24 protein-coding genes are annotated in these 25,837 nt (G+C 71.9%); 4 read left to right on the top strand and 20 right to left on the bottom strand.

Going from position 1 to position 25,837, the window contains the following annotated elements:
* Positions 1-14: 14 nt before the first annotated feature.
* Entirely contained in the window at positions 15-416 is a 402-nt protein-coding gene (locus tag BT364_RS16530; RefSeq protein WP_072485935.1) for a RidA family protein, read from the bottom strand.
* The gene (locus tag BT364_RS16525) at positions 413-1,540 is read right to left on the bottom strand and encodes an acyl-CoA dehydrogenase family protein (protein WP_072485934.1); all 1,128 of its coding nucleotides are present in this window, start codon (positions 1,538-1,540) and stop codon (positions 413-415) included. The genes BT364_RS16530 and BT364_RS16525 overlap by 4 nt, the downstream gene beginning before the upstream one ends.
* A gap of 194 nt (positions 1,541-1,734) precedes the next feature.
* On the opposite strand from BT364_RS16525, the gene BT364_RS16520 reads away from it, so the two are divergent.
* From BT364_RS16520 to BT364_RS16510, 3 genes are all read left to right on the top strand, one after another.
* Positions 1,735-3,336, top strand: a complete 1,602-nt coding sequence (locus BT364_RS16520; RefSeq protein WP_072485933.1) for an AMP-binding protein — start codon at positions 1,735-1,737, stop codon at positions 3,334-3,336.
* A gap of 68 nt (positions 3,337-3,404) precedes the next feature.
* On the top strand, positions 3,405-4,226 hold the full coding sequence (locus BT364_RS16515; RefSeq protein ID WP_072485932.1) for a GNAT family N-acetyltransferase: 822 nt from the start codon (positions 3,405-3,407) through the stop codon (positions 4,224-4,226).
* The gene (locus BT364_RS16510) at positions 4,223-4,654 is read left to right on the top strand and encodes a hypothetical protein (protein ID WP_072485931.1); all 432 of its coding nucleotides are present in this window, start codon (positions 4,223-4,225) and stop codon (positions 4,652-4,654) included. Before BT364_RS16515 ends, BT364_RS16510 begins: the two co-directional genes overlap by 4 nt.
* Here BT364_RS16510 and BT364_RS16505 read toward each other — a convergent pair.
* Together BT364_RS16505 and BT364_RS16500 are read right to left on the bottom strand one after the other, a co-directional pair.
* Positions 4,641-6,953 (bottom strand): bifunctional salicylyl-CoA 5-hydroxylase/oxidoreductase, encoded by a 2,313-nt coding sequence (locus BT364_RS16505; protein WP_072485930.1) that lies wholly within the window; start codon positions 6,951-6,953, stop codon positions 4,641-4,643. The two genes, BT364_RS16510 and BT364_RS16505, sit on opposite strands and share 14 nt — an antisense overlap.
* A gap of 4 nt (positions 6,954-6,957) precedes the next feature.
* Complete coding sequence (locus BT364_RS16500; RefSeq protein WP_072485929.1) at positions 6,958-7,785, bottom strand: enoyl-CoA hydratase family protein; 828 nt, start codon at positions 7,783-7,785, stop codon at positions 6,958-6,960.
* Between the two features lie 302 nt (positions 7,786-8,087).
* On the opposite strand from BT364_RS16500, the gene BT364_RS16495 reads away from it, so the two are divergent.
* Positions 8,088-8,519: an ATP-binding protein gene (locus BT364_RS16495; RefSeq protein ID WP_072485928.1), complete on the top strand. Its 432-nt coding sequence runs from the start codon at positions 8,088-8,090 to the stop codon at positions 8,517-8,519.
* 10 nt (positions 8,520-8,529) lie between these two features.
* Here the strand turns inward: BT364_RS16495 and BT364_RS16490 are convergent, their stop codons facing one another.
* From BT364_RS16490 to BT364_RS16415, 16 genes are all read right to left on the bottom strand, one after another.
* Positions 8,530-9,972, bottom strand: coding sequence for an amino acid permease (locus BT364_RS16490; protein ID WP_072485927.1), 1,443 nt, complete (start codon positions 9,970-9,972; stop codon positions 8,530-8,532).
* Between the two features lie 174 nt (positions 9,973-10,146).
* Entirely contained in the window at positions 10,147-11,163 is a 1,017-nt protein-coding gene (argF, locus tag BT364_RS16485) for an ornithine carbamoyltransferase (RefSeq protein ID WP_072485926.1), read from the bottom strand.
* 175 nt (positions 11,164-11,338) lie between these two features.
* On the bottom strand, positions 11,339-12,571 hold the full coding sequence (locus BT364_RS16480; protein ID WP_072485925.1) for an arginine deiminase: 1,233 nt from the start codon (positions 12,569-12,571) through the stop codon (positions 11,339-11,341).
* A gap of 111 nt (positions 12,572-12,682) precedes the next feature.
* Positions 12,683-15,256: a polynucleotide kinase-phosphatase gene (locus BT364_RS16475; RefSeq protein WP_072485924.1), complete on the bottom strand. Its 2,574-nt coding sequence runs from the start codon at positions 15,254-15,256 to the stop codon at positions 12,683-12,685.
* Positions 15,253-16,776 carry a 3' terminal RNA ribose 2'-O-methyltransferase Hen1 gene (locus BT364_RS16470; RefSeq protein ID WP_072485923.1) on the bottom strand — a complete coding sequence of 508 codons (1,524 nt, stop codon included), beginning with the start codon at positions 16,774-16,776 and terminating at the stop codon, positions 15,253-15,255. Before BT364_RS16470 ends, BT364_RS16475 begins: the two co-directional genes overlap by 4 nt.
* Positions 16,777-16,820: 44 nt before the next feature.
* On the bottom strand, positions 16,821-17,804 hold the full coding sequence (gene mmuM, locus BT364_RS16465; RefSeq protein WP_072485922.1) for a homocysteine S-methyltransferase: 984 nt from the start codon (positions 17,802-17,804) through the stop codon (positions 16,821-16,823).
* Positions 17,805-17,888: 84 nt separating this feature from the next.
* Positions 17,889-18,812, bottom strand: coding sequence for an LLM class F420-dependent oxidoreductase (locus tag BT364_RS16460; RefSeq protein ID WP_072485921.1), 924 nt, complete (start codon positions 18,810-18,812; stop codon positions 17,889-17,891).
* 58 nt (positions 18,813-18,870) lie between these two features.
* The gene (locus tag BT364_RS16455) at positions 18,871-19,446 is read right to left on the bottom strand and encodes a DUF6099 family protein (protein ID WP_072485920.1); all 576 of its coding nucleotides are present in this window, start codon (positions 19,444-19,446) and stop codon (positions 18,871-18,873) included.
* Positions 19,447-19,569: 123 nt separating this feature from the next.
* On the bottom strand, positions 19,570-19,938 hold the full coding sequence (locus tag BT364_RS16450) for a nucleotide pyrophosphohydrolase (protein WP_072485919.1): 369 nt from the start codon (positions 19,936-19,938) through the stop codon (positions 19,570-19,572).
* A complete protein-coding gene (locus BT364_RS16445) occupies positions 19,935-21,182 on the bottom strand; it encodes an AAA family ATPase (protein WP_072485918.1) in 1,248 nt (415 codons plus the stop codon). The genes BT364_RS16450 and BT364_RS16445 overlap by 4 nt, the downstream gene beginning before the upstream one ends.
* Positions 21,183-21,292: 110 nt before the next feature.
* Positions 21,293-21,691: a cell division protein SepF gene (locus tag BT364_RS16440; RefSeq protein ID WP_072485917.1), complete on the bottom strand. Its 399-nt coding sequence runs from the start codon at positions 21,689-21,691 to the stop codon at positions 21,293-21,295.
* 104 nt (positions 21,692-21,795) lie between these two features.
* The gene (locus tag BT364_RS16435) at positions 21,796-23,070 is read right to left on the bottom strand and encodes a cytochrome P450 (protein ID WP_256259873.1); all 1,275 of its coding nucleotides are present in this window, start codon (positions 23,068-23,070) and stop codon (positions 21,796-21,798) included.
* Positions 23,067-23,681, bottom strand: coding sequence for a GTP-binding protein (locus BT364_RS16430; RefSeq protein ID WP_072485916.1), 615 nt, complete (start codon positions 23,679-23,681; stop codon positions 23,067-23,069). Before BT364_RS16430 ends, BT364_RS16435 begins: the two co-directional genes overlap by 4 nt.
* Positions 23,659-24,012, bottom strand: a complete 354-nt coding sequence (locus BT364_RS16425; protein WP_072485915.1) for a DUF742 domain-containing protein — start codon at positions 24,010-24,012, stop codon at positions 23,659-23,661. Before BT364_RS16425 ends, BT364_RS16430 begins: the two co-directional genes overlap by 23 nt.
* Positions 24,009-24,434, bottom strand: coding sequence for a roadblock/LC7 domain-containing protein (locus tag BT364_RS16420; RefSeq protein ID WP_072485914.1), 426 nt, complete (start codon positions 24,432-24,434; stop codon positions 24,009-24,011). Before BT364_RS16420 ends, BT364_RS16425 begins: the two co-directional genes overlap by 4 nt.
* Positions 24,431-25,801 (bottom strand): ATP-binding protein, encoded by a 1,371-nt coding sequence (locus BT364_RS16415; RefSeq protein WP_072485913.1) that lies wholly within the window; start codon positions 25,799-25,801, stop codon positions 24,431-24,433. The genes BT364_RS16420 and BT364_RS16415 overlap by 4 nt, the downstream gene beginning before the upstream one ends.
* Positions 25,802-25,837: the final 36 nt, after the last annotated feature.

Below are 25,837 nucleotides of genomic sequence, written 5' to 3'. Positions count from 1 at the left end.
CCCGTACGGTGCGTTCACGGCAGTACGGCCACCCCGTCGATCTCGACCAGGGCCTGCTCGTCCCAGAGCCTGGCCACACCGATGACCGCCATCGCCGGGTAGTCGCGGCCCGCCAGCCGCCGCCAGATCCGGCCCAGTTCCTCGGCCCGTTCGCGGTAGTCGGCCACATCGGTGGCGTACACGGTGACCCGGGCGAGGTCCGTCGGGGCGCCGCCCGCCGCGCCCAGCGCGGTGAGCAGGTTGGTGAGCGCCGTCGCGAACTGCTCGGGCAGATCGTCACCGACGACCTTGCCGTCCTGGTCGAGGGCGGTCTGCCCGGCCAGGAAGACCAGGTGGCCGCCGGTCACGGTGACGGCGTGCGAGAAGCCCGTGGGCGGGGACAGCTCGACGGGGTTGATCCGGTGGACCGGACTCATACGGACGCCTCCCGGCTCGCGTACAGCTCCTTGGCGATGATGGTGCGCTGGACCTCGCTGGCGCCCTCGTAGATCCGTGGCGCGCGGACCTCCCGGTAGAGGTGTTCCAGGAGGTGGCCGCGGCGCAGGGCGCGGGCGCCGTGCAGTTGGACGGCGGTGTCGACGACGTACTGCGCGGTCTCGGTGGCGTACAGCTTCGCCATGGCGGCCCGGCGCGGCACGCCGGACTCCCCCGCGTCGTACGCGGCGGCGGCCGCGTAGACCAGGAGCCGGGCGGCCTCGGTCCGGGTCGCCATTTCGGCGACCTGGTGGGAGACGGCCTGAAGGTCCTTCAGCGGGCCGCCGAACGCGGTGCGGTGGGCGGTGTGCTCCACCGTGGCGTCGAGGGCCGCGCGGGCCATGCCGACGGCGAACGCGCCGACGCTGGGGCGGAACAGGTTGAGGGTGTCCATGGCGACCCGGAAGCCCCGGTCCGGCTCTCCGAGGACGTCGTCGGGGGTGACCGGGACACCGTCGAAGTCCAGCGCCCCGATGGGGTGCGGCGAGAGCATGTCCAGGGCGGTACCGGTCAGTCCGGGGCGGTCGGCGGGGACCAGGAACGCGGTGACGCCGCGGGAGCCCGCACCCTGGGTCGTGCGGGCGAAGACCGTGTAGAAGTCGGCCTCCGGCGCGTTGGAGATCCAGCACTTCTCACCGGTCAGCCGCCAGCCGCCGGGGGTGTGTTCGGCGCTCAGGGCGAGGGCCCCCGCGTCGGAGCCCGCGCCCGGCTCGCTGAGCGCGAAGGCGGCGACGGCGCGGCCCGCCCGCACCTCGGGGAGCCAGCGCTCGCGCTGGGCCGGGGTGCCCGAGCGGACCAGCGGGTGGGTGCCGAGGCCCTGGAGGGCCAGTGCGGTCTCGGCCTCGGTGCAGCCGCGGGCCAGGGACTCGCGGAGCAGGCAGAGGCCGAGGGCGCCGGAGTCCAGCATCCGGTCGAGGAGGCCCGATTCGCCGAGTGCGGCGATCAGGGGGCGGTTGACATGCCCGGGGTCACCTTTCTCCGCGAGGGGGCGCAGACTCTGCTCGGCAAGGGTCCTCAGCTCTTCACACCAGGCGGTTTGTGCCGGTTCGAGCGAGAATGCCGTCATACCGGCACCTCTCTTGTCGCGTCTTCTCGGTTTCTCGTGCCCGTTCTTCGCATCGGCGCTCCGGCCTGTCGTCCTGTCCGTTCCCGTGCTCGTCTTCCCACCTGTTCGAATTCCAGTCCACTCGCCTTATCGCGGACCGTTGACTACCGTCACCCGAACGATACGCTCCAGAGGCGACAAGGGGGCGATCCGTCATGGACCCGAAGACCTCAGCGCACCTCGACACCTTCGCCAGGGAGCACCTGCCACCCCAGGACCAGTGGCCGGAACTGCTCTTCGACCTTCCCGAACTGCGCTATCCGGACCGCCTCAACTGCGCGGCGGAGCTGCTGGACCGCACGGCCGACCGCCTGGGCCCCGACCGCCCCGCCTTCCGCACCCCCGACGGCGGGGTCTGGAGCTACGGGGAGCTGCGGGAGCGGGTGGACCGGATCGCCCATGTCCTCACCTCCGATCTGGGGGTCGTCCCCGGCAACCGCGTCCTGCTGCGCGGCCCCACCACCCCCCGACTGGCCGCCTGCTGGCTCGCGGTGCTGAAGGCCGGCGCGATCGCCGTCACGGTGCTGGACCGGCAGCGGTCCGCCGAACTCTCCACCATCTGCTCCATCGCCCGGGTGAGTCATGCGCTGTGCGACGTCCGGGCGGCCGACGACCTGGTGAAGGCCGAGGTGCCGGGGCTGCGGATCACGGTGTACGGAGGTGACGCCCCGGACGACCTGCTGCGGCTGGCCGAGGCCAGGACCGGGCCGTACCGCGCCGTGGACACGGCGGCGGACGATGTCGCGCTGATCGCGTTCACCTCGGGCACCACCGGACGGCCCAAGGGCTGCATGCACTTCCACCGGGATGTGCTCGCCATCGCCGACACCTTCTCGGCCCATGTGCTCCGGCCCACGCCCGACGACGTGTTCGCGGGCAGTCCGCCGCTCGGCTTCACCTTCGGGCTCGGCGGTCTGGTGGTCTTCCCGCTGCGGGCCGGCGCCAGTGCCCTGCTTCTCGAACAGTCCGGCCCGGCCCAGTTGCTGCCCGAGCTCGCCGCCCACCGGGTCTCGGTGCTGTTCACCGCGCCGACCGCCTACCGCGTGATGCTCGACCGCATCGACGGGCACGACCTGAGCGCGCTGCGCCGCTGCGTCTCGGCCGGGGAGAACCTTCCGGTGGCCACCTGGCGGTCCTGGCACGAGCGGACGGGGCTGCGCATCATCAACGGCATCGGCGCCACCGAGCTGCTGCACATCTTCATCTCGGCCGCCGACGACGCGATCCGCCCGGGCACCACCGGAGTCCCCGTGCCCGGCTGGCAGGCCCGGGTGCTGGACCGCGACGGCCGGCCGGTACCCGACGGCGAGCCCGGACTCCTCGCCGTACGCGGTCCGGTCGGCTGCCGCTATCTCGCCGACGAACGCCAGCGGGACTATGTGGCGCACGGCTGGAACCTCACCGGTGACACCTATGTGCGCGACGCGGACGGCTACTTCCGTTACGTGGCCCGCGCCGACGACATGATCATCTCCTCCGGCTACAACATCGCGGGCCCCGAGGTGGAGGACGCCCTGCTGCGCCACCCCTCGGTGGCCGAGGCGGCCGTGGTGGGCCGGGCGGACGAGCTGCGCGGCCAGATCGTGGTGGCGTACGTGGTGCTGCGCGAGGGCGCGGCGACGGCGGCCGAGGAGCTGCGCGCGTTCATGAAGAACGAGCTGGCCCCGCACAAGTGCCCGCGTGTCATCGAGTTCCTGCCCGCCCTCCCCCGCACCGCCACCGGCAAGCTCCAGCGCTTCCGGCTGCGGGACGACTGACGCGAAGGGCCGGGCAACCGGCCCGAAATACGGGTGTCCCGTTCCACGCACACCCGGCAGGATGAAGCATGACCTGGACCTTCACCGATGACGTCGATGTCTTCCTCGACGCGGCCGGCGCCTCGCTGGCCGCCCGGCCCGCCGAGAACATTCTGGTGCTGACCGTCACCGCGACGCTCCGGCGCGACGGCCCGCGCGCCTACGGCGACGCCGCCCCGCTGCTGGGCTGGTGGCGCGGGGCGGACGGCGAGGTCGCGGGGACGCTCGTGCAGACCCCGCCGTACCCGCCGCTGCTGGGAACCGTCGCCCCGGAGGCGGTCGCTCCGCTGGCCGCAGCGCTCCCCCTGACCGGGATCAACGCGGACCGGGCCACCGCCGAGGCGCTGGCCGCCAACTGGCCCGGCCACCGGGTCGACCAGGAGCAACGCCTCTACCGGCTGGAGACTCTGGTCCCGCCCTCCCCGGCACCGCCGGGCAGGCCCCGGGCCGCCACCGCCGCCGACCGGGAGCTGCTGGTGCGCTGGCATCTCGCGTTCGCCGACCAGGTCGGACAGCCCGGCACCCATGCCGAACGGATCCTGGACGAGCGGACGGCGTCCGGCAGCCTGACTCTCTGGGAGGCCGACGGCGTCCCGGTGTCGATGGCGGGCGTCTCACCCCGGATCGCGGGCACGGTACGGATCGCGGCGGTCTACACGCCTCACGAGTACCGCGGCCGGGGGTACGCGGCCGCGGTGACGGCGGAGATCAGCCGGGCGGCGCGGGAGGCCGGCGCGCAGGAGGTGCTGCTCTTCACCGACCTCGCGAACTCCACCAGCAACGGTGTGTACCAACGCATCGGCTACCGGCCGGTCTCGGACCGGCTGCTGGTCAGCGCGGCGGAGCGATGAGCGGGCCGCCGGAACCCGTCTGGCTGGTCGCCGCGAACGTGGTGCTGTGGCGGCGGTACGGGGAGCAGGGCCAGGAGTTGCGTCCCGGTACGAAGGCGTACCGGGGCGGGGCGAAGGTGTACGTCGTCGACACGTACCCGGGGACGGGGCACCGGCAGCTGACCACGGTGGGACACGGGCGGCACACCGGCCACTGGATCACCATCGACACGGGGACTCGCCATCTGCACACCTTCCGGGCGCAGTTGGTGTACGGCCCGGCTGTGCTGAAGCGGTGCGCCGGCCGGGGCTTCGGCACCCGTGAGGAGGCCGAGGTACTGGCGGCGCTGCTGGAGCGGGTAGCCCGCGAGGAGCGCCACGCCCACCACGGGGCCCCGCACCAGGACGGGTGCCGGTGTCACGAGTGTCTGTCCGTCACCCCAGGGTGAGCCGCGGCTTCGGTGCGTCCGTGCGGCCGGTCGGCGGGGTGCGGCTGCCCGCGCGGTACGGGAGCGGCCAGGGCGCGCCCGGTCCGCCGTAGCCCTGCTCGGCCGCCGCGTGCAGGGTCCAGTGCGGGTCGTAGAGATGGGGGCGGGCCAGCGCGCAGAGGTCGGCCCGGCCCGCGAGCAGCAGGGAGTTGACGTCGTCCCAGGAGGAGATCGCGCCGACCGCGATGACGGGCACGCACAGGGTGTTGCGGATCCGGTCCGCGTACGGGGTCTGGTACGAACGGCCGTACTCGGGGCGTTCGTCGGGCACGACCTGGCCGGTGGAGACGTCGATGGCATCGGCCCCGTGGGCGACGAAGGCACGGGCGGTCTCGACGGCGTCCTCGGCCGTGGTGCCGCCCTCGGCCCAGTCCGTGGCGGAGATCCGGACGGTCATGGGCCGGTCGTCGGGCCAGACGGCACGGACGGCGTCGAAGACTTCGAGGGGGAAGCGGAGCCGGTTGCGCAGTGGGCCGCCGTACTCGTCGGTGCGGTGGTTGGTGAGCGGCGAGAGGAAACCGGAGAGCAGATAGCCGTGGGCGCAGTGGAGTTCGAGCAGGTCGAAGCCGCAGCGGTCGGCGCGCCGGGCCGCCGAGACGAACTGCTCGCGCACGGTGTCGAGTCCGGCCCGGTCCAGGGCGTGCGGGACCTGGTTGACGCCGTCCGCGTACGGGATCGGGGAGGCGGCGGCGAGCGGCCAGTTGCCGTGGTCGAGGGGCTGGTCGATGCCTTCCCACATCAGTCTGGTGGAGCCCTTGCGCCCGGAGTGGCCGAGCTGCACGCCGATGGCCGTGCCTGGTGCGCCCGCATGGACGAAGTCGGTGATCCGGGTCCAGGCGGCGGCCTGTTCGGGGGTGTAGAGGCCGGTGCAGCCGGGGGTGATGCGGCCCTCGGCGCTGACGCACACCATCTCCGTCATGACGAGACCGGCGCCGCCGAGCGCGCGTGCGCCCAGGTGGACGAGGTGGAAGTCGCCGGGGACGCCGTCGGCTGCGGAGTACATGTCCATGGGCGAGACGACGACGCGGTTGCGGAGTTCGAGGCCGCGCAGCCGCAGCGGGGTGAACATCGGCGGGACGCCCGGGGCGCAGCCGAACTCCTCCTCGACGGCGGCGGTGAAGGAGGCGTCGCGCAGCCGCAGATTGTCGTGGGTGACGCGGCGGCTGCGGGTGAGGAGGTTGAAGGCGAACTGGCGGGGCGGCTGGTCGACATAGGTGCCCAGCTCCTCGAACCAGCGCAGGCTTGCCGCGGCGGCCCGCTGGGTCGATTCGACGACCGGCCGGCGCTCGGCCTCGTACGCGGACAGTGCCTGCGGCAGGTCGGGCTGTTCCTCGATGCAGGCGGCGAGGGCGAGGGCGTCCTCGACGGCGAGTTTGGTGCCGGAGCCGATGGAGAAGTGCGCGGTGTGGGCGGCGTCGCCGATGAGGACCGTGTTGCCGTGCGACCAGTGGGCGTTGACGACGGTGCGGAAGGTGAGCCAGGAGGAGTTGTTGGAACGCAGCGTCCGGCCGCCGAGCGCCTCGGTGAAGATCTTGGCGCACCGCAGCGTCGAATGCTCGACCGTGCAGCTGTCGAAGCCGGCGGCCCGCCAGACCTCCTCGCGCATCTCGACGATGACGGTGGAGGCGTCGGCCGAGTAGGGGTAGCCGTGGAGCTGCATCACCCCGTACGCGGTCTCGGCGGTCTCGAAGCGGAAGGCGTCGAGGGCGAAGTCGGCGGCGAGCCAGATGTAGCGGCAGCGGTGGGTGGTGAGGCGGGGGCCGAAGGTGTCGGCGTGGGCGGCGCGGGTGAGGCTGTGCACACCGTCGGCGGCGATCACCAGGTCGTGGGTGGCGGCGAGCTCGGCGGCCGGCGGTGCCTCGGTGCGGAAGCGGAGGTGTACGCCGAGGGACTGGCAGCGCTCCCGCAGGATCCGCAGCAGCCTGCGTCTGCCCAGCGCGGCGAAGCCGTGGCCGCCGGATGCCTGGGTGACGCCCCGGTGGACGATGTCGATGTCGTCCCACCGTACGAATGCGTCCCTGAGGGCCCGGTACACGACGGGGTCGGCGTGTTCGATGCCGCCGAGGGTCTCGTCGGAGAGGACGACGCCGAAGCCGAAGGTGTCCTCGGGGGCGTTGCGCTCCCAGACGGTGATCTCGCGGTCCGGGTCGAGCCGCTTGAGCAGGGCCGCGGCGTAGAGCCCGCCGGGCCCGCCGCCGATGACCGCGATGCGCTTCACGCCGGTCCGGGTCGCACCGGCCGCAGCCGCTTCGGGCACCATCGCGCTACCGGCCCTGCCATTTCGGGGGCCGTTTCTCGGTGAAGGCGGCATGGAATTCCGCGTAGTCCTCGCCGTGCATCAGCAGGGCCTGGGTGGCGGCGTCCATCTCGACGGCGGCGGCGAGCGGCATGTCGAGTTCGGCGGTGAGCAGGGCCTTGGTCTGGGCGAGGGCGAGGGCCGGACCGTCGGCGAGGCGGCGGGCGAGCGCGGCCGCGCGTACGTCGGCCTGGCCCTCGTCGGTCAGCTCGCTGATCAGCCCGATCCGTTCTGCTTCGGGTGCGCGGACGGGTTCGCCGAGCATCAGCAGCCGGGTGGCGTGGCCGAGGCCGACGACGCGCGGCAGCAGGTAGGCGGCGCCCATGTCGCCGCCGGAGAGGCCGACCTTGGTGAACAGGAAGGCGAAGCGGGCCGACGGATCGGCGATCCGGAAGTCGGCGGCCAGCGCGAGCACCGCCCCGGCGCCCGCCGCCACCCCGTGTACGGCGGCGATGACGGGGAAGGGGGTTTCACGTAGGGCCCGCACCACCTGTCCGGTCATGCGATTGAAATCGAGGAGCTGGGCGGTGTCCATGGCGAGTGTCGCGCCGATGATGTCGTCGACATCTCCGCCGGAGCAGAATCCGCGGCCCTCCCCCGCGAGCACCAGAGCGCGCACGCTGCGTTCGCGGGACAGTTCGGCGAGCAGGTCGCGCAGGTCCGCGTAGGCACCGAAGGTGAGCGCGTTGAGTTTCTCGGGCCGGGCGAGCGTGACGGTGGCAACCCCGTCGTCCGTCGTCAGCCGCAGATGGCACCAGTCGTCCGTGTGCGGGGCGGAGCTGGGAAACGGGCTCATGGAGGGGGCTCCCCTTCAGCCGTCGGGCCGCTGCCTGCACCCGAACTTATCACTGGTACGTGACTTCCGTCACGAGAACGCGATAAGTGGAGCGTGAGAACGCAGTGACAAACGTCCCATTCATACCGGTCGGCGGTCCCTTGCCCGTGTCGTTGCGCTTCGTAAGGTTGAAACCGAGAAGTCTTGACTGCCAGAAAGCCCCCAGAAAGCCCCAGAGAGCCCAGGAGATCCCGGGGATCCCGAAGAGTCTCCGCCCTCGTGAACCCGCACCCGCCCTCGCACCCCGGAACGGAAACCATGCCGTGCCCCCCGATGTCCCCCCTTCCGCCTCCTGGCGGATCGCGCTGCCGCACTCGACGGCGGCCGTACCGATTGCCCGTGCTCTGATCCGTACCGCACTCGCGGACATCGACGCACCGGCCGACACCGACACCGCCGAGCTCCTCACCGCGGAGCTGGTCGCCAACGCGGTCGAGCACACCCGCAGCGACGAGCCGATCGAGCTGGTGGTGGAGCTCCTGCCGACCGGCTGCCAGGTCGAGGTCCACGACCGCGACCCCGCCCCGCCTGGCGGGCTCTCCTTCCCCCGGCCCGGCGGCGAGCCGGACCCCTGGCAGGAACACGGCCGGGGTCTGCTGCTGATCCGTACGCTCAGCTCGTCCTGCGGCCACCGCACGACGGAGCACGGCAAGGCGGTGTGGTTCACCCTGCCGTCCCTCACGCCTCAGAGCTGACCCGCCGCCCTCACCGGGCGGCGCCGGCTCCGGCCAGCCGGGAGCGGCTGCGGCCGTAGAAGGCGTACACCGCCGAGCCGACGCCCAGGAAGACCGCGAACTGGACCCAGGTCGCCCAGCCCGTCCCGTACATCAGATAGAGGCAGAAGGCGACGCCCAGGAGCGGGCTCAGCGGATAGAGCGGCACCCGGAACGATCCCTTCACCTCCGGGTTGCGCCGCCGCAGCACGATCACCGCGAGGTTCACCGCGACCATGGTGGCCAGCGCGCCGATGGTCGTCAGGTTCACCACCACGTCGAGCGACGAGAAGGCCGCCGGGACCGCGAAGACGACGGCCACGATCCAGGTGTTGGCGACCGGCGTCGATGTTCGGGGCGAGACCCGCTCGAAGATCCGCGGGATCAGTCCGTCACGGGACATCGACATCAGGATGCGGGTCTGCCCGTACATCACCGCGAGCACGACGGACGCGATCGCGACGACCGCGCCGAAGGCGATGATTCCGCCGCCCACGGTCGAGTCGGTGACCTGGTCGACGACGATCGAGAGCGCCGCCGGCCGGTCGGCCACGGCCTTCGGCCCCAGCGCGCCGATGGCGGCGAGCGCGACCGCGCAGTAGAGCAGGGTGACCAGGCCGATGCAGACCATGATCGCGATCGGGATGTTCCGCCGCGGGTTCCTGACCTCTTCGCCCGCGGTGGTGATGGCGTCGAAGCCGATGTACGAGAAGAAGGCCAGCGACGCACCGGCCGTGACCCCGCCAGCGCCCTGGGCGAAGAACGGCGTGAGGTTGCCGTGCTCGAAGGCCGTGAAGGCGATGACGCAGAACAGGACCAGGATGGTGATCTTGAGGACCGCCATCGCGGCGGTGGCCCCGGCGCTCTCCCGGACACCGCGCGCCAGCAGGGTCGCGGCCATCATGACGACCAGGACGGCCGGCAGATTGATCACGCCGCCGTCGCCGGGACCCGCCGAGAGTGCGGCCGGCAGCTGCGCGCCGAACAGGCTGTCCAGCAGCTCGTTGACGTACTGGCTCCAGCCGACGGCGACCGCGGAGACCGAGACGCCGTACTCCAGCAGCAGACACCAGCCGACGAGGAACGCGACGCGTTCGCCGAGGGTCGCGTAGGCGAAGGAGTAGGAGCTGCCGGAGACCGGGATGGCGCTGCCCAGTTCGGCGAAGGAGAACGCGGTGAAGATGCAGGTGATCGCGGCGAGCACGAAGGAGAGCACGACCGCGGGGCCCGCCTCGGCGACGCTGTCGGAGAGGCCGACGAAGATGCCGGTGCCGACGACGGCGCCGACCCCGAAGCACACCAGCTGGAAGAGCCCCATGGTGCGCTTGAGGCCGTGCCCCTCCAGGTCGGCGCCGGACTCGGCGATCAGCTGGTGGGGGTTCTTGATGCGCCGCCCGGACGGATGCGGGGGGCTCGGTGGGCGCAGCGGACTCACGAGGATGGTCTCTTCTCTGGTGGAGCACGTGGGGGGGGTGTGCCGGGGCTGTGGGGGCTCCGGTGCCACACAAAAAAATGGGGTTCGAGCGTGCGAGCCCGAACCCCACCAAGAGGCAACATATTAGTCGCCTTCACGCATGTTCACCCAATCGGGCGCATGATCATGCAGCGATCAGCCTTTGGCCGCCGGGGGTGCCAGGGTCGCCACCAGAACGGCCTTGATCGTGTGCATCCGGTTCTCCGCCTCGTCGAAGACGACCGAGTGCGCGGACTCGAAGACCTCGTCGGTGACTTCCAGCTCCGCCAGCCCGTAGGCGGCCTCGACCTCCCGACCGACCGCGGTGCCGAGGTCGTGGTAGGCCGGGAGGCAGTGCAGGAACTTCACGTCGGCGTTGCCGGTGGCGCGGAGCACGTCCATGGTCACGGCGTACGGCGCCAGGGCCTCGATGCGCTCGGCCCATACCTCCTTGGGCTCGCCCATGGAGACCCAGACGTCGGTGACGACGAAGTCGGCGCCCTTGACGCCCTCGGCGATGTCCTCGGTGAGGGTGACGGTCGCACCGCTCGCACCGGCCAGCCGGTGGGCCTCGGCGACGATCCCCTCGGCGGGCCAGTACGCCTTCGGCGCGACGATCCGGACGTCCATGCCGAGCAGGGCGCCGGTGATCAGGTAGGAGTTGCCCATGTTGAAGCGGGCGTCGCCGAGGTAGGCGAAGGCGATCCGCTCCAGCGGCTTGTCGCTGTGCTCGGTCATGGTGAGGACGTCGGCGAGCATCTGGGTGGGGTGCCAGTCGTCGGTGAGCCCGTTGAAGACCGGAACGCCGCCCTGGGCGGCCAGCTCCTCGACGGCCGCCTGGCTGTCACCGCGGTACTCGATGCCGTCGAACATCCGGCCGAGGACACGGGCCGTGTCCTTCACCGACTCCTTGTGCCCCATCTGCGAACCGGAGGGGTCCAGACAGGTCGTTGACGCGCCCTGGTCCGCGGCGGCCACCTCGAAGGCGCAGCGGGTACGGGTCGAGGTCTTCTCGAAGATCAGCGCGATGTTCTTGCCGCGCAGCCGCTGCGTCTCGGTCCCCGACTTCTTGGCGGCCTTGAGCTCGGCCGCGAGCTCGATCAGGCCGCGGAACTCCTCGGCCGTGAAGTCCAGCTCCTTGAGGAAGTGGCGGCCTGCGAGGTCTATGGCCATGGGACAGCTCCTGGGTCGGGCGAGGATCGCACGTACAGTGACTCTGGAAGTCTATACGACACCATGCATCGCTATACGGCACGCCCGCCGTCCGTCCGGTGCCCTCCGGCCGCTGGGGTCTTTCGTTTGGATCAGGCCGGACCCCGCGGGCCCGGCATGATCCAAACGAGAGGCCCTACACCGGGTCGCGCACCACCGGACAGCTCATGCAGCGGGGGCCGCCCCTGCCCCGGCCGAGTTCGCTGCCTCGGATCTCGATGACTTCGATGCCCTCCTTGCGCAGAAAGGTGTTGGTGGTGGCGTTGCGCTCGTACGCGACGACGACGCCCGGCTCCACCGCCAGTACGTTGCAGCCGTCGTCCCACTGCTCGCGCTCGGCGGCGTGCACGTCCTGGGTGGCCGTGAGGACCCGGATCGAGTCCAGCCCCAGGGCCTGTGCGATCGCCCGGTGCATGTGCTCGGGCGGATGGTCGGTGACCTTCAGATCCCTGGGCCCCTCGCCGGGCTCGATGGTGTACGAGCGGAGCATGCCCAGGCCGGCGTACTTGGTGAAGGTGTCGCCGTCGATCATCGTCATCACCGTGTCGAGGTGCATGAACGCCCGGCGCTTGGGCATGTCGAGCGCCACGATCGTGCGGGCCGAACCGGCGTCGAACAGTCCGCGGGCCAGCATCTCCACCGCCTGCGGGGTGGTGCGCTCGCTCATCCCGATGAGTACGGCTCCGCGGCCGATGACCAGTACGTCGCCGCCCTCGATGGTGGACGGGTAGTCGTCCTGCCCTTCCGACCAGTGGTGGAAGGCACCCGCGTCGGGGCCGGTGAAGAGGGGGTGGTGGCGGTAGATCGCCTCGAAGTGGACGGTCTCCCGCTGCCGGGCCGGCCACCGCATCGCGTTGATGGACACCCCGTCGTATATCCACGCCGAGGTGTCCCGGGTGAAGAGGTGGTTCGGCAGCGGGTCGAGCAGGAAGTCGTCCAGGTCCATCACATGGAAGCGGACGGAGGTCGGCTCGCTGTGGCCGGCCAGGAACTCCCGCTTGGTCATCCCGCCGACGAGCGCGTCGGCCAGCTCGCCGCTGGGCAGCTCCTCGAAGGCGGCCCGCAGATGCTCGGTGGCGAGCGGGCCGTACTCCTTCTCCTCGAAGACCCGGTCCAGGACGAGCCGTCTGGCCACCGGGATGTCCAGTGACTCACGGAGCAGGTCGCCGAAGAGATGCACCTCCACGCCGCGGTCGCGCAGCACGTCCGCGAAGCCGTCGTGCTCCTGGCGGGCCCGGCGCACCCAGAGCACGTCGTCGAACAGGAGCGCGTCCTTGTTGCTGGGGGTGAGGCGCTTCAGTTCCAGATCGGGGCGGTGCAGGATGACGCGGCGCAGCCGCCCGGCCTCGGAGTCGACGTGGAATCCCATGTCTCCATCCTCACCGTGCGCAGGCGTTTCACTCCCACGAATCGCCAGCGGGTTCTCCGTTCATCGCACCGGAAACCCGCCGGCGATTCCCCGTGCCCTGCGCGACAGGCGTCAGAGCCTCGGGTCGACCGGCTCCGACTCCAGGGCCAGCACCGCGAACACCGCCTCGTGGACCCGCCACAGCGGCTCCCCGTCGGCCAGCCGGTCCAGCGCTTCGAGCCCCAGCGCGTACTCCCGCAGGGCCAGCGAGCGCTTGTGGCCGAGGAACCTGTCGCGCAGCCGCTCCAGGTTCTCCGGGCGGGTGTACTCGGGGCCGTAGATGATCCGGAGGTACTCCCGGCCGCGCACCTTGATGCCCGGCTGGACCAGCCTGCCCCTGCCGTCCCGTACGAGTGCGGCGAGCGGTTTGACGACCATGCCTTCGCCGCCGCGGCCGGTCATCTCCAGCCACCAGTCGACACCGGCGCGCACCGACGCCTCGTCCCCCGTGTCGACGACGAGCCGGCGGGTGGTCTGGAGGAGCCCGGTCGGGTCGTGCTCGACCAGCCGGTCGATCCAGGCCAGCTGCTCGTCGTGCGGTACGGAGGCCAGTGAGCGGCCCTGGACGGCGAGGATCTGGAACGGTGCGAGCCGCACCCCGTCCAGCCCCTGAGTGCTCCAGCAGTACCGGCGGTACGCCTCGGTGAACGCGGCGGCGTCCTCGGCGCGGCCCCGCTGGCGGTCGGCGAGAGCACCGACGTCCACACCGCGGGCCGCGGCCGCCGCGAGGGCCGCGTTGGCCTCCGGCAGGGCGGCGCCGGACGCGGCACCGACCGCGGCGTACTGCGAGCGCAGCAGCCCGCCCGCCTTGAGGGACCAGGGCATCAGCTCGGCGTCGAGCAGCACCCATTCGGTGCCCCACTCCTCCCAGAGCCCGGCGGCGGTGACGGCGGCGCGCAGCCTGCCGAGGATCACCTCGGTGAGCTCGACGTCGTCGAGGAACGGCCGTCCGGTACGCGTGTACAGCGCCCCGGTCGGGCCACCGGCCGAGCCGGAGGCGCCCGGCGAGCCGCCCACACCGAACCGCTCACGGGCGGCGGCCGCGTCCCTGCAGACCAGCGCCACCGCACGTGATCCCATGTGCTTCTCCTCGCACACGACCTCGGTGACGCCGTCCGCCCGGTACTGCGCGAAGGCCTCGGCCGGGTGCTCCAGATAGCCGTCCTCGCGCGAGGTGGCGGTGGGCGCCATGGTCGGCGGGAGGTAGCCGAGCAGCTGGGGGTCGACGGCGAACCGGCTCATGACTTCGAGCGCGGCGGCGGCGTTCTCCTCACGGACCGCGATGCGGCCCATGTGCCGGGTCTCGACGGTCCGGCGGCCCTGCACATCGGCGAGGTCGAGCGGCCGCCCCTCCCGGCCACCGGGTGCCTCGGTGGCCAGCGGCTTGGCCGGCTCGTACCAGACCTGCTCGGCGGGTACGTCGACGAGCTCGCGCTCCGGCCAGCGCAGCGCGGTCATCTTCCCGCCGAAGACGGCTCCGGTGTCCAGGCAGATGGTGTTGTTGACCCAGGACGTGTTGGGCACCGGGGTGTGGCCGTAGACCACGGCGGCCCGGCCGCGGTACTCCTCCGCCCACGGGTAGCGCACGGGCAGGCCGAACTCGTCGGTCTCGCCGGTGGTGTCCCCGTACAGCGCGTGCGAGCGGACCCGTCCGGAAGTGCGGCCGTGGTACTTCTCGGGCAGTCCGGCGTGGCAGACGACGAGCTTGCCCTCGTCGAGCACGTAGTGGCTGACGAGCCCGTCGATGAACTCCCGCACCTGCCCCCGGAAGGCCGGGTCCTTCTCGTCCTCCCGGTCCAGCTGCTCGATGGTCTCGGCGAGCCCATGGGTGGGCTGCACCTGGCGGCCCTTGAGGTAGCGACCGAGCTTGTTCTCGTGGTTGCCCGGCACGCACAGGGCGTTGCCCGCCGACACCATGGCCATGACGCGGCGCAGCACCCCGGGGCTGTCGGGGCCGCGGTCCACGAGGTCGCCGACGAAGACCGCCGTGCGCCCTTCGGGGTGCGCGCCGTCGACGTAGCCGAGCTTGCCGAGCAGGGACTCCAGCTCGGAGCTGCAGCCGTGGATGTCGCCGATGATGTCGAAGGGGCCGGTGAGGTGGCGCAGGTCGTTGTAGCGGCGCTCCAGCACCACTTCGGCGTGGACCGCCTCCTCCTCGGTGCGCAGGATGTGCACCTTGCGGAAGCCCTCGCGCTCCAGTCCGCGCAGCGAACGGCGCAGTTCGCGACGGTGGCGCTGGATGACGTGGCGCGGCATGTCGGCGCGGTCGGGCCGGGCCGCGTTGCGCGCGACGCAGACCTCTTCGGGCAGGTCGAGGACGATCGCGATGGGCAGCACGTCGTGGCTCCTGGCCAGCTGGACCAGCTGCTTGCGGCTCTCGGACTGGACGCTGGTCGCGTCCACGACGGTCAGCCGCCCGGCTGCCAGCCGCTTGCCGACGATTGTGTGCAGGACGTCGAAGGCGTCATGGCTGGCGCTCTGGTCGTTCTCGTCGTCGGCGACCAGGCCGCGGCAGAAGTCCGAGGAGACGATCTCCGTGGGCTTGAAGTGCCTGCGGGCGAAGGTGGACTTGCCGGAGCCGCTGGCCCCGATGAGGACCACCAGGGAGAGGTCGGTCACCGGCAGCGTGCGTGAGGTACTGGTCATGCGGCATTCGCCTCCTTCTCGGTCCGGTCGCTGCTCTGCTTCGTGGTTTCGTTCCGGTGCGGCTTCGCGGTCTCGTCGGCCGCGGTCATCGTGAACACGGCCATCTGCGTGGGCGGCCCCACCTCGGGATCGTCGGGCCCCACGGGGACGAAGTCGACCCCGTATCCGTGCCGCTGCGCCACTTCCCGGGCCCAGTCGCGGAATTCGGCCCTGGTCCACTCGAACCGGTGGTCGCCGTGGCGCACATGCCCGGCGGGAAGGGTCTCCCAGCGGACGTTGTACTCGACGTTCGGCGTGGTCACGAGCACGGTCCGGGGGCGGGCCGACCCGAACACGGCGTACTCCAGCGCGGGCAGTCTCGGCAGGTCGAGGTGTTCGACGACCTCGCTGAGCACGGCCGCGTCGTACCCCTTGAGCCGCTTGTCGGTATAGGTGAGCGAGCCCTGCCGGAGCGTGATCCGGGCAGCCTGCCGCTCCCCCATCCGGTCCAGCTTCAGCCGTCGCGACGCGATGGTGAGGGCGCGCACGGAGACGTCGACGCCGACGATCTCCGTGAAGGCCACGTCCTTGAGCAGGGCCTGCACCAACTGTCCCTGCCCGCAGCCCAGGTCGAGCACCCGGCTCGCGCCCGCGGCCCGCAGCGCGTCGAGGATCGCGGCGCGCCGCTGCTCGGCGAGCGGGACCGGCTTCTCCTCGGTGTCGGTGGTCTCGTCCACGGCGTTGTCGATGCTCTCGACGTCGAGGTCGTCCGACTCGGCGAGCCGCACCAGTTCGAGCTGCTGCATCGCCTGCCGGGTCAGTCCCCAGCGCCGCGAGAGATAGCGGCTGGTGATCAGCTTCTGCTCGGGGTGGGCGGCGAGCCAGCCCTCACCGGCCCGCAACAGCTTGTCCACCTCGTCCGGTGCGACCCAGTAGTGCTTGGCGTCGTCGAGCACCGGCAGCAGGACGTAGAGCTGCCGCAGAGCGTCCGCCAGCCGCAACTCGCCTTCGAGCACCAGCCGTACGTACCGGGAGTCCCCCCACTCCGGGAACTGCTCGTCCAGAGGTACGGCCACGGCGTCCACGCTCGTCCAGCCGAGCGGCCCGAAGAGCTTGCGCACCAGCTCCGCACCGCCGCGGGCCGGCAGCGCGGGCACCTCGATCCGCAGCGGTATCGCCGCCTGGGCGCGCTCGGGCAGAGCGCGGCACACACCGTTCAGCGCGGACTTGAAGACCGCGCTCATGGCGACGGACAGCAGCGAGGACGCCGCGTACGGGCGGTCGTTGACGTACTGCGCGAGCGCCGCGTCGGGAGCGCCGCCCCGGCCCTTGCCCTTGCCGCGGCGCACCAGGGCCACGGGATCCACTTCCAGCAGGAGCGCCGCGGTGCAGCGCTCGGCGGATGCCTCGGGATAGAAGACATGCGCGGTGCCGTGGGAGGTGGAGAACGTCTGCGCCTTCTCGGGATGCTTGTGCAGCAGGAAGCCGAGGTCGGTCGCCGGACGTTCGGGGTTGCCGGTCGTACTGATTGTCAGGAACACACGTCCGAGTATGGTCCGGTCCGCTCTCCTCCCACCAAGTATTTTCACGTGTCCGCGGACTCGTCGGCCGCCGTCGGGCCGAGCAGCCCTGCCAGTTCCGCGACGGTGTCCGGGCCGACCCGGCAGCAGCCGCCGATCAGCCGGGCCCCGGCCTCCGCCCAGGCCCTTGCCCTGCCCGGGTCGAACGTGGGGGCTCCGGCCCATCCCCGGCCCCCCGCGTCCCACCGCTCGCCGCTGTTCGGATACACCACGACCGGCTTCCCGGTCACCTCGGCGGCCACCCGCACCGCCCGGTCCGCATCCGCCGGGTCACAGCAGTTCACCCCCACGGCCATCACCTCGTCGTGGCCCGAGGCCAGCCCGAAGGCCGTCTCCAGCGGCTGGCCCGCCCTGGTCCGCCCGCCCACCACGCTGTACGAGAGCCAGACGGGCAGCCCGCACCCCTCGACCGCCCGAAGCAACGCCTCGGCCTCGTCGACGTCCGGCACCGTCTCCAGCGCCAGCACATCGGGCCCGGCGGCGGCCAGTGCCTCGATCCTGGGCCGGTGGAAGCGCTCCAGCTCCCGGACGGAGAGCCCGTAGCGGCCCCGGTACTCACTGCCGTCCGCCAGCATCGCCCCGTACGGGCCGACCGAAGCGGCGACCCACACCTCCCGCTCCACCGAACCGGCGGCCCGTCGCGCCAGCCGGACACTGCGGGCGAACAGCTCCGCCGCCTCCGATCTTCCGATGCCCCGCCGCGCGAACCCCTCGAAGGTCGCCTGGTAGCCGGACGTGATGAGCACCTGCGCACCCGCACGCACATAGGCGGTGTGGGCCGCCTCGACATGTCCGGGCCCGTCGGTCAGCAAGCGGGCCGACCACAGAGCGTCGGACAGATCGCAGCCCTGCGTCTCCAGTTGGTTGGACAGCCCCCCGTCCAGCACGACCGGCCCCGCCGCGAGAGCACTGCCGAGCGTACGGACGGGTTCCCGGGCGCGCGCGCGGAGGGACGACGGGTCGCCGGACGGCCGGGGGGCGGGGTGCACAGGTGACTCCCTTCGTCCTCTTGCCTTCTTGTCCTTCTGTCCTCAGGCCTCAGGCCTCAGGCCTCAGGCCTCAGGCCTCAGGCCTCAGCCGAGCTGGGACTGGACCTGGGAGGAGATCAGCTCCAGGTGGTCCAGATCCTTCAGGTCCAGGACCTGGAGGTAGATCCGGGACGAGCCGATCGCGCCGTACCGGCCGATCTTGTCGACCACCTCGGCGGGCGAGCCCGCCAGCCCGTTCGCCTTCAGCTCCGCCACCTCGCGCCCGATGACGGAGGCGCGGTGCGCCACCTCTGCGTCGTTCTTGCCGACGCAGACCACCAGCGCATTGGAATACACCAGGTCGTCCGGTGCACGGCCGGCCGTCCTGGCGGCCTCCCGGACCCGGCCGAACTGCTTCTCGCTGTCCTCCACCGATGCGAAGGGGATATTGAACTCGTTCGCATAGCGGGCGGCCAGCCGCGGTGTGCGCGTCGCACCGTGCCCGCCGATCAGTACCGGCACCTTGGCCTGCGCCGGCTTGGGCAACGCGGGCGAATCGGTGAGCTGGTAGTAGGCGCCGTCGAAGCTGAACGTCTCGCCGATCCCGGCCGCCCACAGCCCGGTGATGATCTCCAGCTGCTCCTCCAGCCTGCCGAACTTCTCCTTGGGGAACGGAATGCCGTAGGCCTTGTGCTCCTCCTCGAACCAGCCGGCACCGAGACCGAGCTCGACGCGCCCGCCGGACATCTGGTCGACCTGCGCGACCTGGATGGCCAGCACACCGGGAAGCCGGAAGGTCCCCGCGGTCATCAGGGTGCCGAGCCGGATCCGCTTGGTCTCACGCGCCAGCCCGGCCAGCGTGATCCACGCATCGGTCGGGCCGGGCAGCCCGTCCCCCGGCCCCATGCGGAGGTAGTGGTCGGAGCGGTAGAAGGCGTCGAAGCCGAGGTCCTCGGTCGCCCTGGCGACGGTGAGCAGGGTGTCGTAGCTCGCCCCTTGCTGGGGCTCGGTGAAGATTCGAAGATCCATGCCTCCATCCTGCACCTCCGGACACCGGTCGCCCCTCTCCTCCGGCCTCCCCGCGCGGTCACTCCCGGAGCCCCGCACGGCTGCGGCCGGCCGCGGTCGTACCCGCCGGTCCGCCGATCGCACCGTACGGCCCGTGTGCACCGTACGGGCCGTCCCGCCCCCGGCCGCGCTCCAGATCCTGCTGTCGCTCCCTGTCCTGCTCGTCGAGGCGGCGGAGCATTCCGTGCACCCGGTCCATGGACTCGTCGGCGGCGTCGATCGCTTCCATGCACTGCCAGTAGAGCCCCTGCTCATCGGTCTCGCAGGCCACCCCGACCAGCGCCATCCCCACTTCCCCGAGCAGTGTGCCCAGCCCCGTCAGCGTCGCCCGGGGCTCGGCGAGCTCGGAGAGCTGCGCGGCCCGCGCCACCCCGGCCCGCGCCGCCGGGTGGTCCAGCGCCCCGCCGCTCCGCCCGCCGATCTCGCTCAGCCCGCGCGCCTCGCCCCGTAACTCCTTGGGCCCTTCGGCCGCCAGGCGGCTGCCGATCGCCTGGGCCAGCGCCTGCGCCTGCCAGGCCTCCGCGATGATGTCCGGCGTCCCCCTGCTCTGAGCCAGAGCACGCCGACTGACTCCTACAAGCCGTTCCGCTTCCATGTGTTCCCCCGTCCGTACGAAAAGCCGCTCACCTCATCCATTACCCACAGTGAGGTCATCGGTACCGAAAAGCCAGGGGAATTCGGAAATCTGTGGACACTAACTCGATTGTGGATAAGTCGATCACTCCGAAGAGTGACGGTCACTCGATTCCGGGGAGTCCTGGCGCCCGGGCACCGGGAAGCGGGACTCGTTCCGGTCGATCTTCTCCGACAGTGCCGTGAGCGCGTCGATCCCCAGCACCTCGCAGAACTGCAGCAGATACGCGAGGACATCCGCGACCTCGTCCGCGACCCGGTGCGCCGTCTCGGGCCGCTCCATCACCCGCGCCGATTCCTCCGGCGTCAGCCACTGGAAGATCTCCACCAGTTCGGACGCCTCGACGCTCAGCGCCGCCGCCAGGTTCTTCGGGGTGTGGTACCGCTCCCAGTCCCGTGCGGCCGCGAACGCGGCGAGCCGTCTCTGCAGGGCGCGTACATCGAGTTCTGTCACGGCTCCAGGTCTACCACCGTCACCCCGGGCGTCTCCCCGGCCCCTGCCGCGCCGGGCTCCGTGACCGTCGCGACCAGTCTGAGGTGTCCGGCCGCTCCGATCGACACGGCCAGGGACAGCAGTTCGCGCAACTGCCTGCCGTCCAGGTCACGGTCGAGTCCGTCGGCCAGCACGGTGAGGGTCTGCATGGCCGACGGCACCTCCCCCGCGGCGTCCACCTCCAGCACCCCGGGGCCGGTGAGCAGCACGAGAGCGAGCGCGAGATATCGCAGTTCGCCGTCCCCCAGCCGTCCGACCGGGGTGGCCCGCCCCCCGCCCCGCCCGACCGTCGCCCGCAGCGATCCGTCCATGAGCCGCTCGACGCCCAGCGCGGTCACCGGCCCCGCGCATCCGGCGTGCGCCGCGGCGACCAGCCGGGCATGGCGCTGGGCGCACTGCGTGTGCGTACGCTCCAGCACCGCCGCGAGGTTGTCGCAGCCGCGTCGCAGCCTGCCGTCACCGGCCCGCACGGGGGCGCGCATCCACTGCGGCTGCGGTTCGCACGCGAAGACCGACCGCAGGGCCACGACCATCTGTTCGGCGGCGGCCAGCACCCGTAACTGCCCCTCGGTCCGGCCCGCGACCCGCAGCGGCAGCAGTGCTGTGCCGAGGCGGTCGTCCGGAAGCGGCGCACGCGTCACCGGTACCGCCCCGGCGGTGTGCCAGGCCGCCTGGACCGTGGAGCGCCCCGGGTCGCGCAACGCGGTGGTGAGCAGGGTCTCGCCGCCGCCGGTGAGCCGTTCGCCGACAATCCGGAGAGCGGGCTCCGCCTGGACGGCGACGTCGAGCCGCACCGGTCCCGCCGGGCCGTCCGCCGTGCAGCCGATCCGGAAGCCGCGGCGGCCCTGCGCGTCGGCCGCGGCCCCTTCCGGCACACAGCCCGCCGGGTCCGGGAACACCTCCTCCAGCGGGTCTCCGGCGCCCAGCCGCGCCAGCGCCTCGTACGCCCGCAACGCGCTGGACTTTCCACTGCCGCCGGGCCCCGTGAAGAGCGTGACCGGGCCTACGGGGAAGGCGGCGCCCCGATGCGAGGCGAAGGAGGACAGCCGCAGCTCGGTGACGACGGGTCCGGCAGGGCGCTCCGGCCCGTACGGAGGCCGCGCGGCCTTCGTACGGGCCGGCGTGCGGGCGACAGCGGGCGCGCCGGCGGGCTCGGAAGGGCCGGTCGGCAGTGGCGGGGTGGTTTCCGGGCGGAGTGCAGTCATGGGCGGACGGTATGCGGGCCACGGACCGGCGAACCGTTCCGCCTGAACGACCTTCCTACGATCGGAGTACGTGAACCGGCTCGCCCCCGCCCGCCCGGGCCACCCAGGCCTTAGGAACCGGGAAGGCCCGCCGCCGTGACTCCCTCGACCTCCATGCCGACCGGCGACAGCAGGAAGACATTCCGGTCGACCCGGTGCATTCCGCTGCCGAGGCCGAAGACCACCCCGCTGGTGAAGTCCAGGATGCGCTTGGCGACATCCGTCTCGGCGCTGGTCAGGTCGAGCAGTACCGGGATCTGGGCGACCAGGTACTCGGCCACCTCCCGTGCGTCCGCGAAGACCTGCACCCGCAGCACGACGAGTCGCCGCTGCTCCGACGCCGGGCTCTCGTCGGGGACCGTGCGGTGATCCACCCTGGACGGCCACTCGTTGCGGCTGCGCAGAGGTACGACCTGGGCAAGCCCCTCCCACTGCTCGTCCGTGACGTCGTACCTGTCGTACCTGCTCACCGGACCACCCCGTCTGTGCTTCGGTTGGCGTTGCGCCGGCTGCGCTCGCTGTTCATCGGGCAATTCTCTCGCCACTCACCCGTTCGGCGTACCACCGACACGGTTCATGGCCCGTTCGACACCGCCGGCGCCCCGTCCGCGGCATCCCCGGCGGCCCTGAGCCGGTGCGCTTCCGCACTCATGTCGACGGGGGTGAACCGTACCGGAAGCCGGACCAGCGCACGGTGGAAGGGTCCCGGACGCCACTTCAGCTCGCCGACCGGAACGGCCAGTTCCGCATCACACAGCTGACTGGTGAGCTGCTCGATCGCGGTCATGGCGATGAGCAGCGCCGGCTGCTTCGCCGGGCACCGGTGCGGACCCGCGGACCAGGCGAGGTGGGCACTGGCCCCGGAGCGGACCGCGAGGTCCGAAGGACCGTGCGTGGAACGGGTGTTGGCCGCGGCGTAGGAGACCAGGAGGAGTTGTCCGGCGCGCAGTCGCACGCCGTGGAACTCGGTGTCGTGCCGCGGGTAGTGGGCCGAGAGATTGGCCAGCGGCGGATCCTGCCAGAGGACCTCGTCGATCGCCTCGTACGCCGTCATCGCGCCGCCGTGCAGCGAACCGGCGTAGCGGGCGTCGGTGAGCATGTGCAGCAGTGCGTTGCCGATCAGATTCGTGGTCGGATCGTGGCCCGCGCTCATGATGAGGGTGATCTGACGCACAGTCTCGTCGTTGTCGAGATTCGCCGGGTGGCCGAGGAGGTACGAGGTGAGGTCGCGGCGCGGCCGGGCGCGCCGGTCGGCGACCAGTGCGGTGACGACCTCGACGAGGTCGGCGTACGCGGTGGCGGCGTTCTCGGCCGAGTTGAACATGCCCGCGATGCCGTTGACGATGCGTTCGGCGTCGCCCGGCTCCACGCCGAACCAGGTGACGAAGACGTGCAGTGGAAGGCGTCGGGCGTACTGGGCGATGAGGTCGCCGTTTCCGGTGGCGGCGAATTCGCCGATGAGCCGCTGCGCGACCCGGGCGACCTCGGCCCGCAGGACGTGCGGTTCGATCAGGGCGAGGCTGTCGTTGATGGCGTCGCGGTAGCGGGCGTGCACGTCGCCGTCGCTGAAGAGCGCGGTGGGCCGGTAGCCGAGCATCGGCAGGACCGGCGAGTCCTCGGGGACGGTGGCCTGCCAGGCGCGCGGGTCCTTGGTGAAGGTGTGGGTGTCGCGCAGCAGATCGACGGCGGCCTGGTAGTCGGTGACCAGCAGGGCGTCGATGCCGGGGGCGAGCCGGACGGGCGCGAGCGGGCCGTGTCGGCGCAGGCGGCGGTAGTGGCTCTGCGGGTCGGCGGCGAATTCCGGTCCGTACAGGGCGAGAGGCCGCGGCGGCTGTGCGTACGGTGTCATGACGGGTCCTCGGGCCTGGGCATCCGGGTGAGCACGTGCTCGGCCAGCGCGATCAGCGCGTCGATGCTGCCGCGGCGTTCGCGGGCATCGCATTGCACCAGCGGGGTCCCGGGCGCGAGGTCGAGGTGTTTGCGCAGGACCTCGTCGGGGTGGGAGGGGGCGTCGGGGAAGCGGTTGACCGCGACCGCGTACGGCAGCCCCTGCTCCTCGACCATGTCCATGACCGCGAAGGAGTCGGCGAGCCTGCGCGTGTCGACCAGGACGAGTGCGCCGAGCGCACCGCGCGCGATGTCCTCCCAGAGCGGCAGGAAGCGCTGCTGGCCGGGGGTGCCGAACATGTAGAGCACCAGGTCGTCCAGGACGGTGAGCCGGCCGAAGTCGATGGCGACGGTGGTCGTGGTCTTGTCCGGCAGCCCGGCGGTGTCGTCGAGCCGGGTGCTGGACTGGGTCATCGCCTCTTCGGTGTGGAGCGTGGCGATCTCCGACAGCGTCCGGATCAGGGTGGTCTTGCCGACGCCGAACGGACCCGTGACGACCAGCTTCATCAGGGTCCGGGCCGCGGGCGGCAGATAGCCGATGCCGGTGCGGTCAGTGGAGGGAGCGGAGTCCAACGAGCAGCCTCTCGACGAGCGACCGGTCGATCTCCCCGGCACTGGGGATGGGCGGTCGGGTGTGCAGATGTCCGGCGGCCGCGAGGTCCGTGGCCAGGAAGACGGTGGCGCTGACCGGCAGGTCCAGGTGGGCCGCGCACTCGACGACGGTGAGCGCCCCCGGTTCGAGCAGCTCGCACAGTCTGCGCTGTTCCGAGCCGGTGTCCGGGGGCAGCTCGGTGTCGGCGCGTACGAGTACGTCGAGCCGGTCGAGCGCGGGACCGGCGGGCCGGGTCCGGCCGCCGGTGACCAGATAGGCGGGTATCAGACGGCGCCCCGGGCCGGAGGTCATGGCCGGGCGGCGGTGTCCGGCCGGCGGGCGGGTGCGTTCATCGCCCGGGTCAGGGCGGTGACCTGCACCTGCATCTGGTACGCGATGTCGCCGAGCTTGGCGCCGGGTTCCGCGAACAGGGCGAGCGTGGTGTTGTTCCCGGCCGGTACGACGATGGCGAAGCCCTGGTCGGACTCGACGACCGTCTGGGCCAGGCGCGGTGCCTCGACGTCGGTGAACGCCGTGGTGAACGCGCGTGCCGCGGCGTGCAGCGTGGCGGTCATCGCGGCGACGCGTTCACCGGAGGCCCGGTCAAGGCCGGGCGACGCGCCCTCGACGAGGCCGTCTCCGGTGGCGACCACGGCGTGCTGGACTCCGGGCAGCTCCAGCAGCGGGGTCAGCACCCATGCGAGGTCACCGGTGGTGGAAGTGGGGGCGCTCACGTCTGGTCGTCTCCTTGCTCGTCCCGGTCGTCCGGGTGGTCGTGGTCGTCCGGTGCCGGTGCGAATGGCCGCCCGGCGACGCTCCTGCCGTTGAGGGTGCCCTGCTGGAGTGCCGCCCAGGAAGCCCCGGCCTGCTCCGGTGTACGGGGCACCTGTTCGCGGTCCGGGGCTGCGTCGGCGTGCGCGGGGCGGGCCGGGGCCGGAAGCGGGGCGCGTCGGCGCCGGCTGGGCAGCGCGGCAGCCTCCCCGCCGGCGGGTTGCGGCACAGGGGCGGTCTCCTGCTCGGTCGGGGCGGGATGGGCGGAAGCGGCCTGCGCCTGCACCGGTTTCGGGGCGAGGGCGGAGAGGCTGCGGTCCTCCTCCATCACGGTCAGCAGATGGGCGGGGACGCGCAGGATCGTACGCATGCCGCCGAACGGCGATGCCTCGATGTGGCAGTTGAGGCCGTACTGCAGCACCAGCCGGCCGACGACGGCGAAGCCGGTCTGCGGCGGATCGCCCAGCTCGGTCAGCAGGACCTCGGGCGGGCCCGCCAGCAGGGCCCGCGCCCGGTCGAGCGCGTCGTCGTCCATGCCGATGCCCGCGTCGTCGACCACCAGGAACGCGCCCCGGCCGCCGCTCTGCTGGACGGTGACCTGGACATCGGTGTCGGGGTGCGAGTAGGCGGTGGCGTTGGCCAGGAGTTCGGCCAGTGCGATGGCGAGGGGTTCGGCGGCGCGGGCGACGAGCGCGAGCCGTTCGTCGCGCAGATGGTTGGCGACCTTGATGCGTTCGTAACCGGCGACCCGGGACTGGGCGCCGAGCACGATCTCGACGAGCGGCGAGTTCTGGCGGGCGAGGCCGGGCCAGGCGTCGCAGAGGACCGCGGTGGCCTGGGTGCGTCGCAGCGCCAGCTCGTTGCGGAAGTCGAGTTGCAGGATCCGCGGGTCGTCGTACTCGTGCTGGAGCTCGTGCAGCAGCTGCTGGGACTGGTTGAGCAGGGACTGGATCTTGGCGGAGGTGCCGCGCATCGCCGCGCGGGCGGCCGCGTCGACACGCCCGCGCTCCTCGACGACGGCCTTGCGGGCGGCCTGCACCGCCTCGGTGAGCAGGCGCGCGGAATCGCCGTCGACCTCGGCCGCCTCGCGCAGTCCGGGGACCTTGGCGGTGGGGTGGGAGAGGGCGAGCGCGGCGGCGGGTATCCGGTTGCGGGCCAGCTGGCGGATCTCGTCGGTGAGGGCCGCGGTACGGGCGGCGGCGGCCTTCGACTGCCGTTCGGCCAGCTCGGCGCGGGCCAGGGCGATGTTCTCGGCGCGCGCCGAGTTCTGTGCGCGGACCGCTGCCGCCACGGCAGCGGCGACGGCGATCACCGCCACTATCCATCCCATGCCGTCACCGCGTTTCTGTTGTCGGATCGGTCTTCC

It is taken from the genome of Streptomyces atratus (assembly GCF_900119365.1).
GTDB lineage: Bacteria > Actinomycetota > Actinomycetes > Streptomycetales > Streptomycetaceae > Streptomyces > Streptomyces atratus_B.
This window is presented reverse-complemented; position numbering and strand designations above follow the sequence as displayed.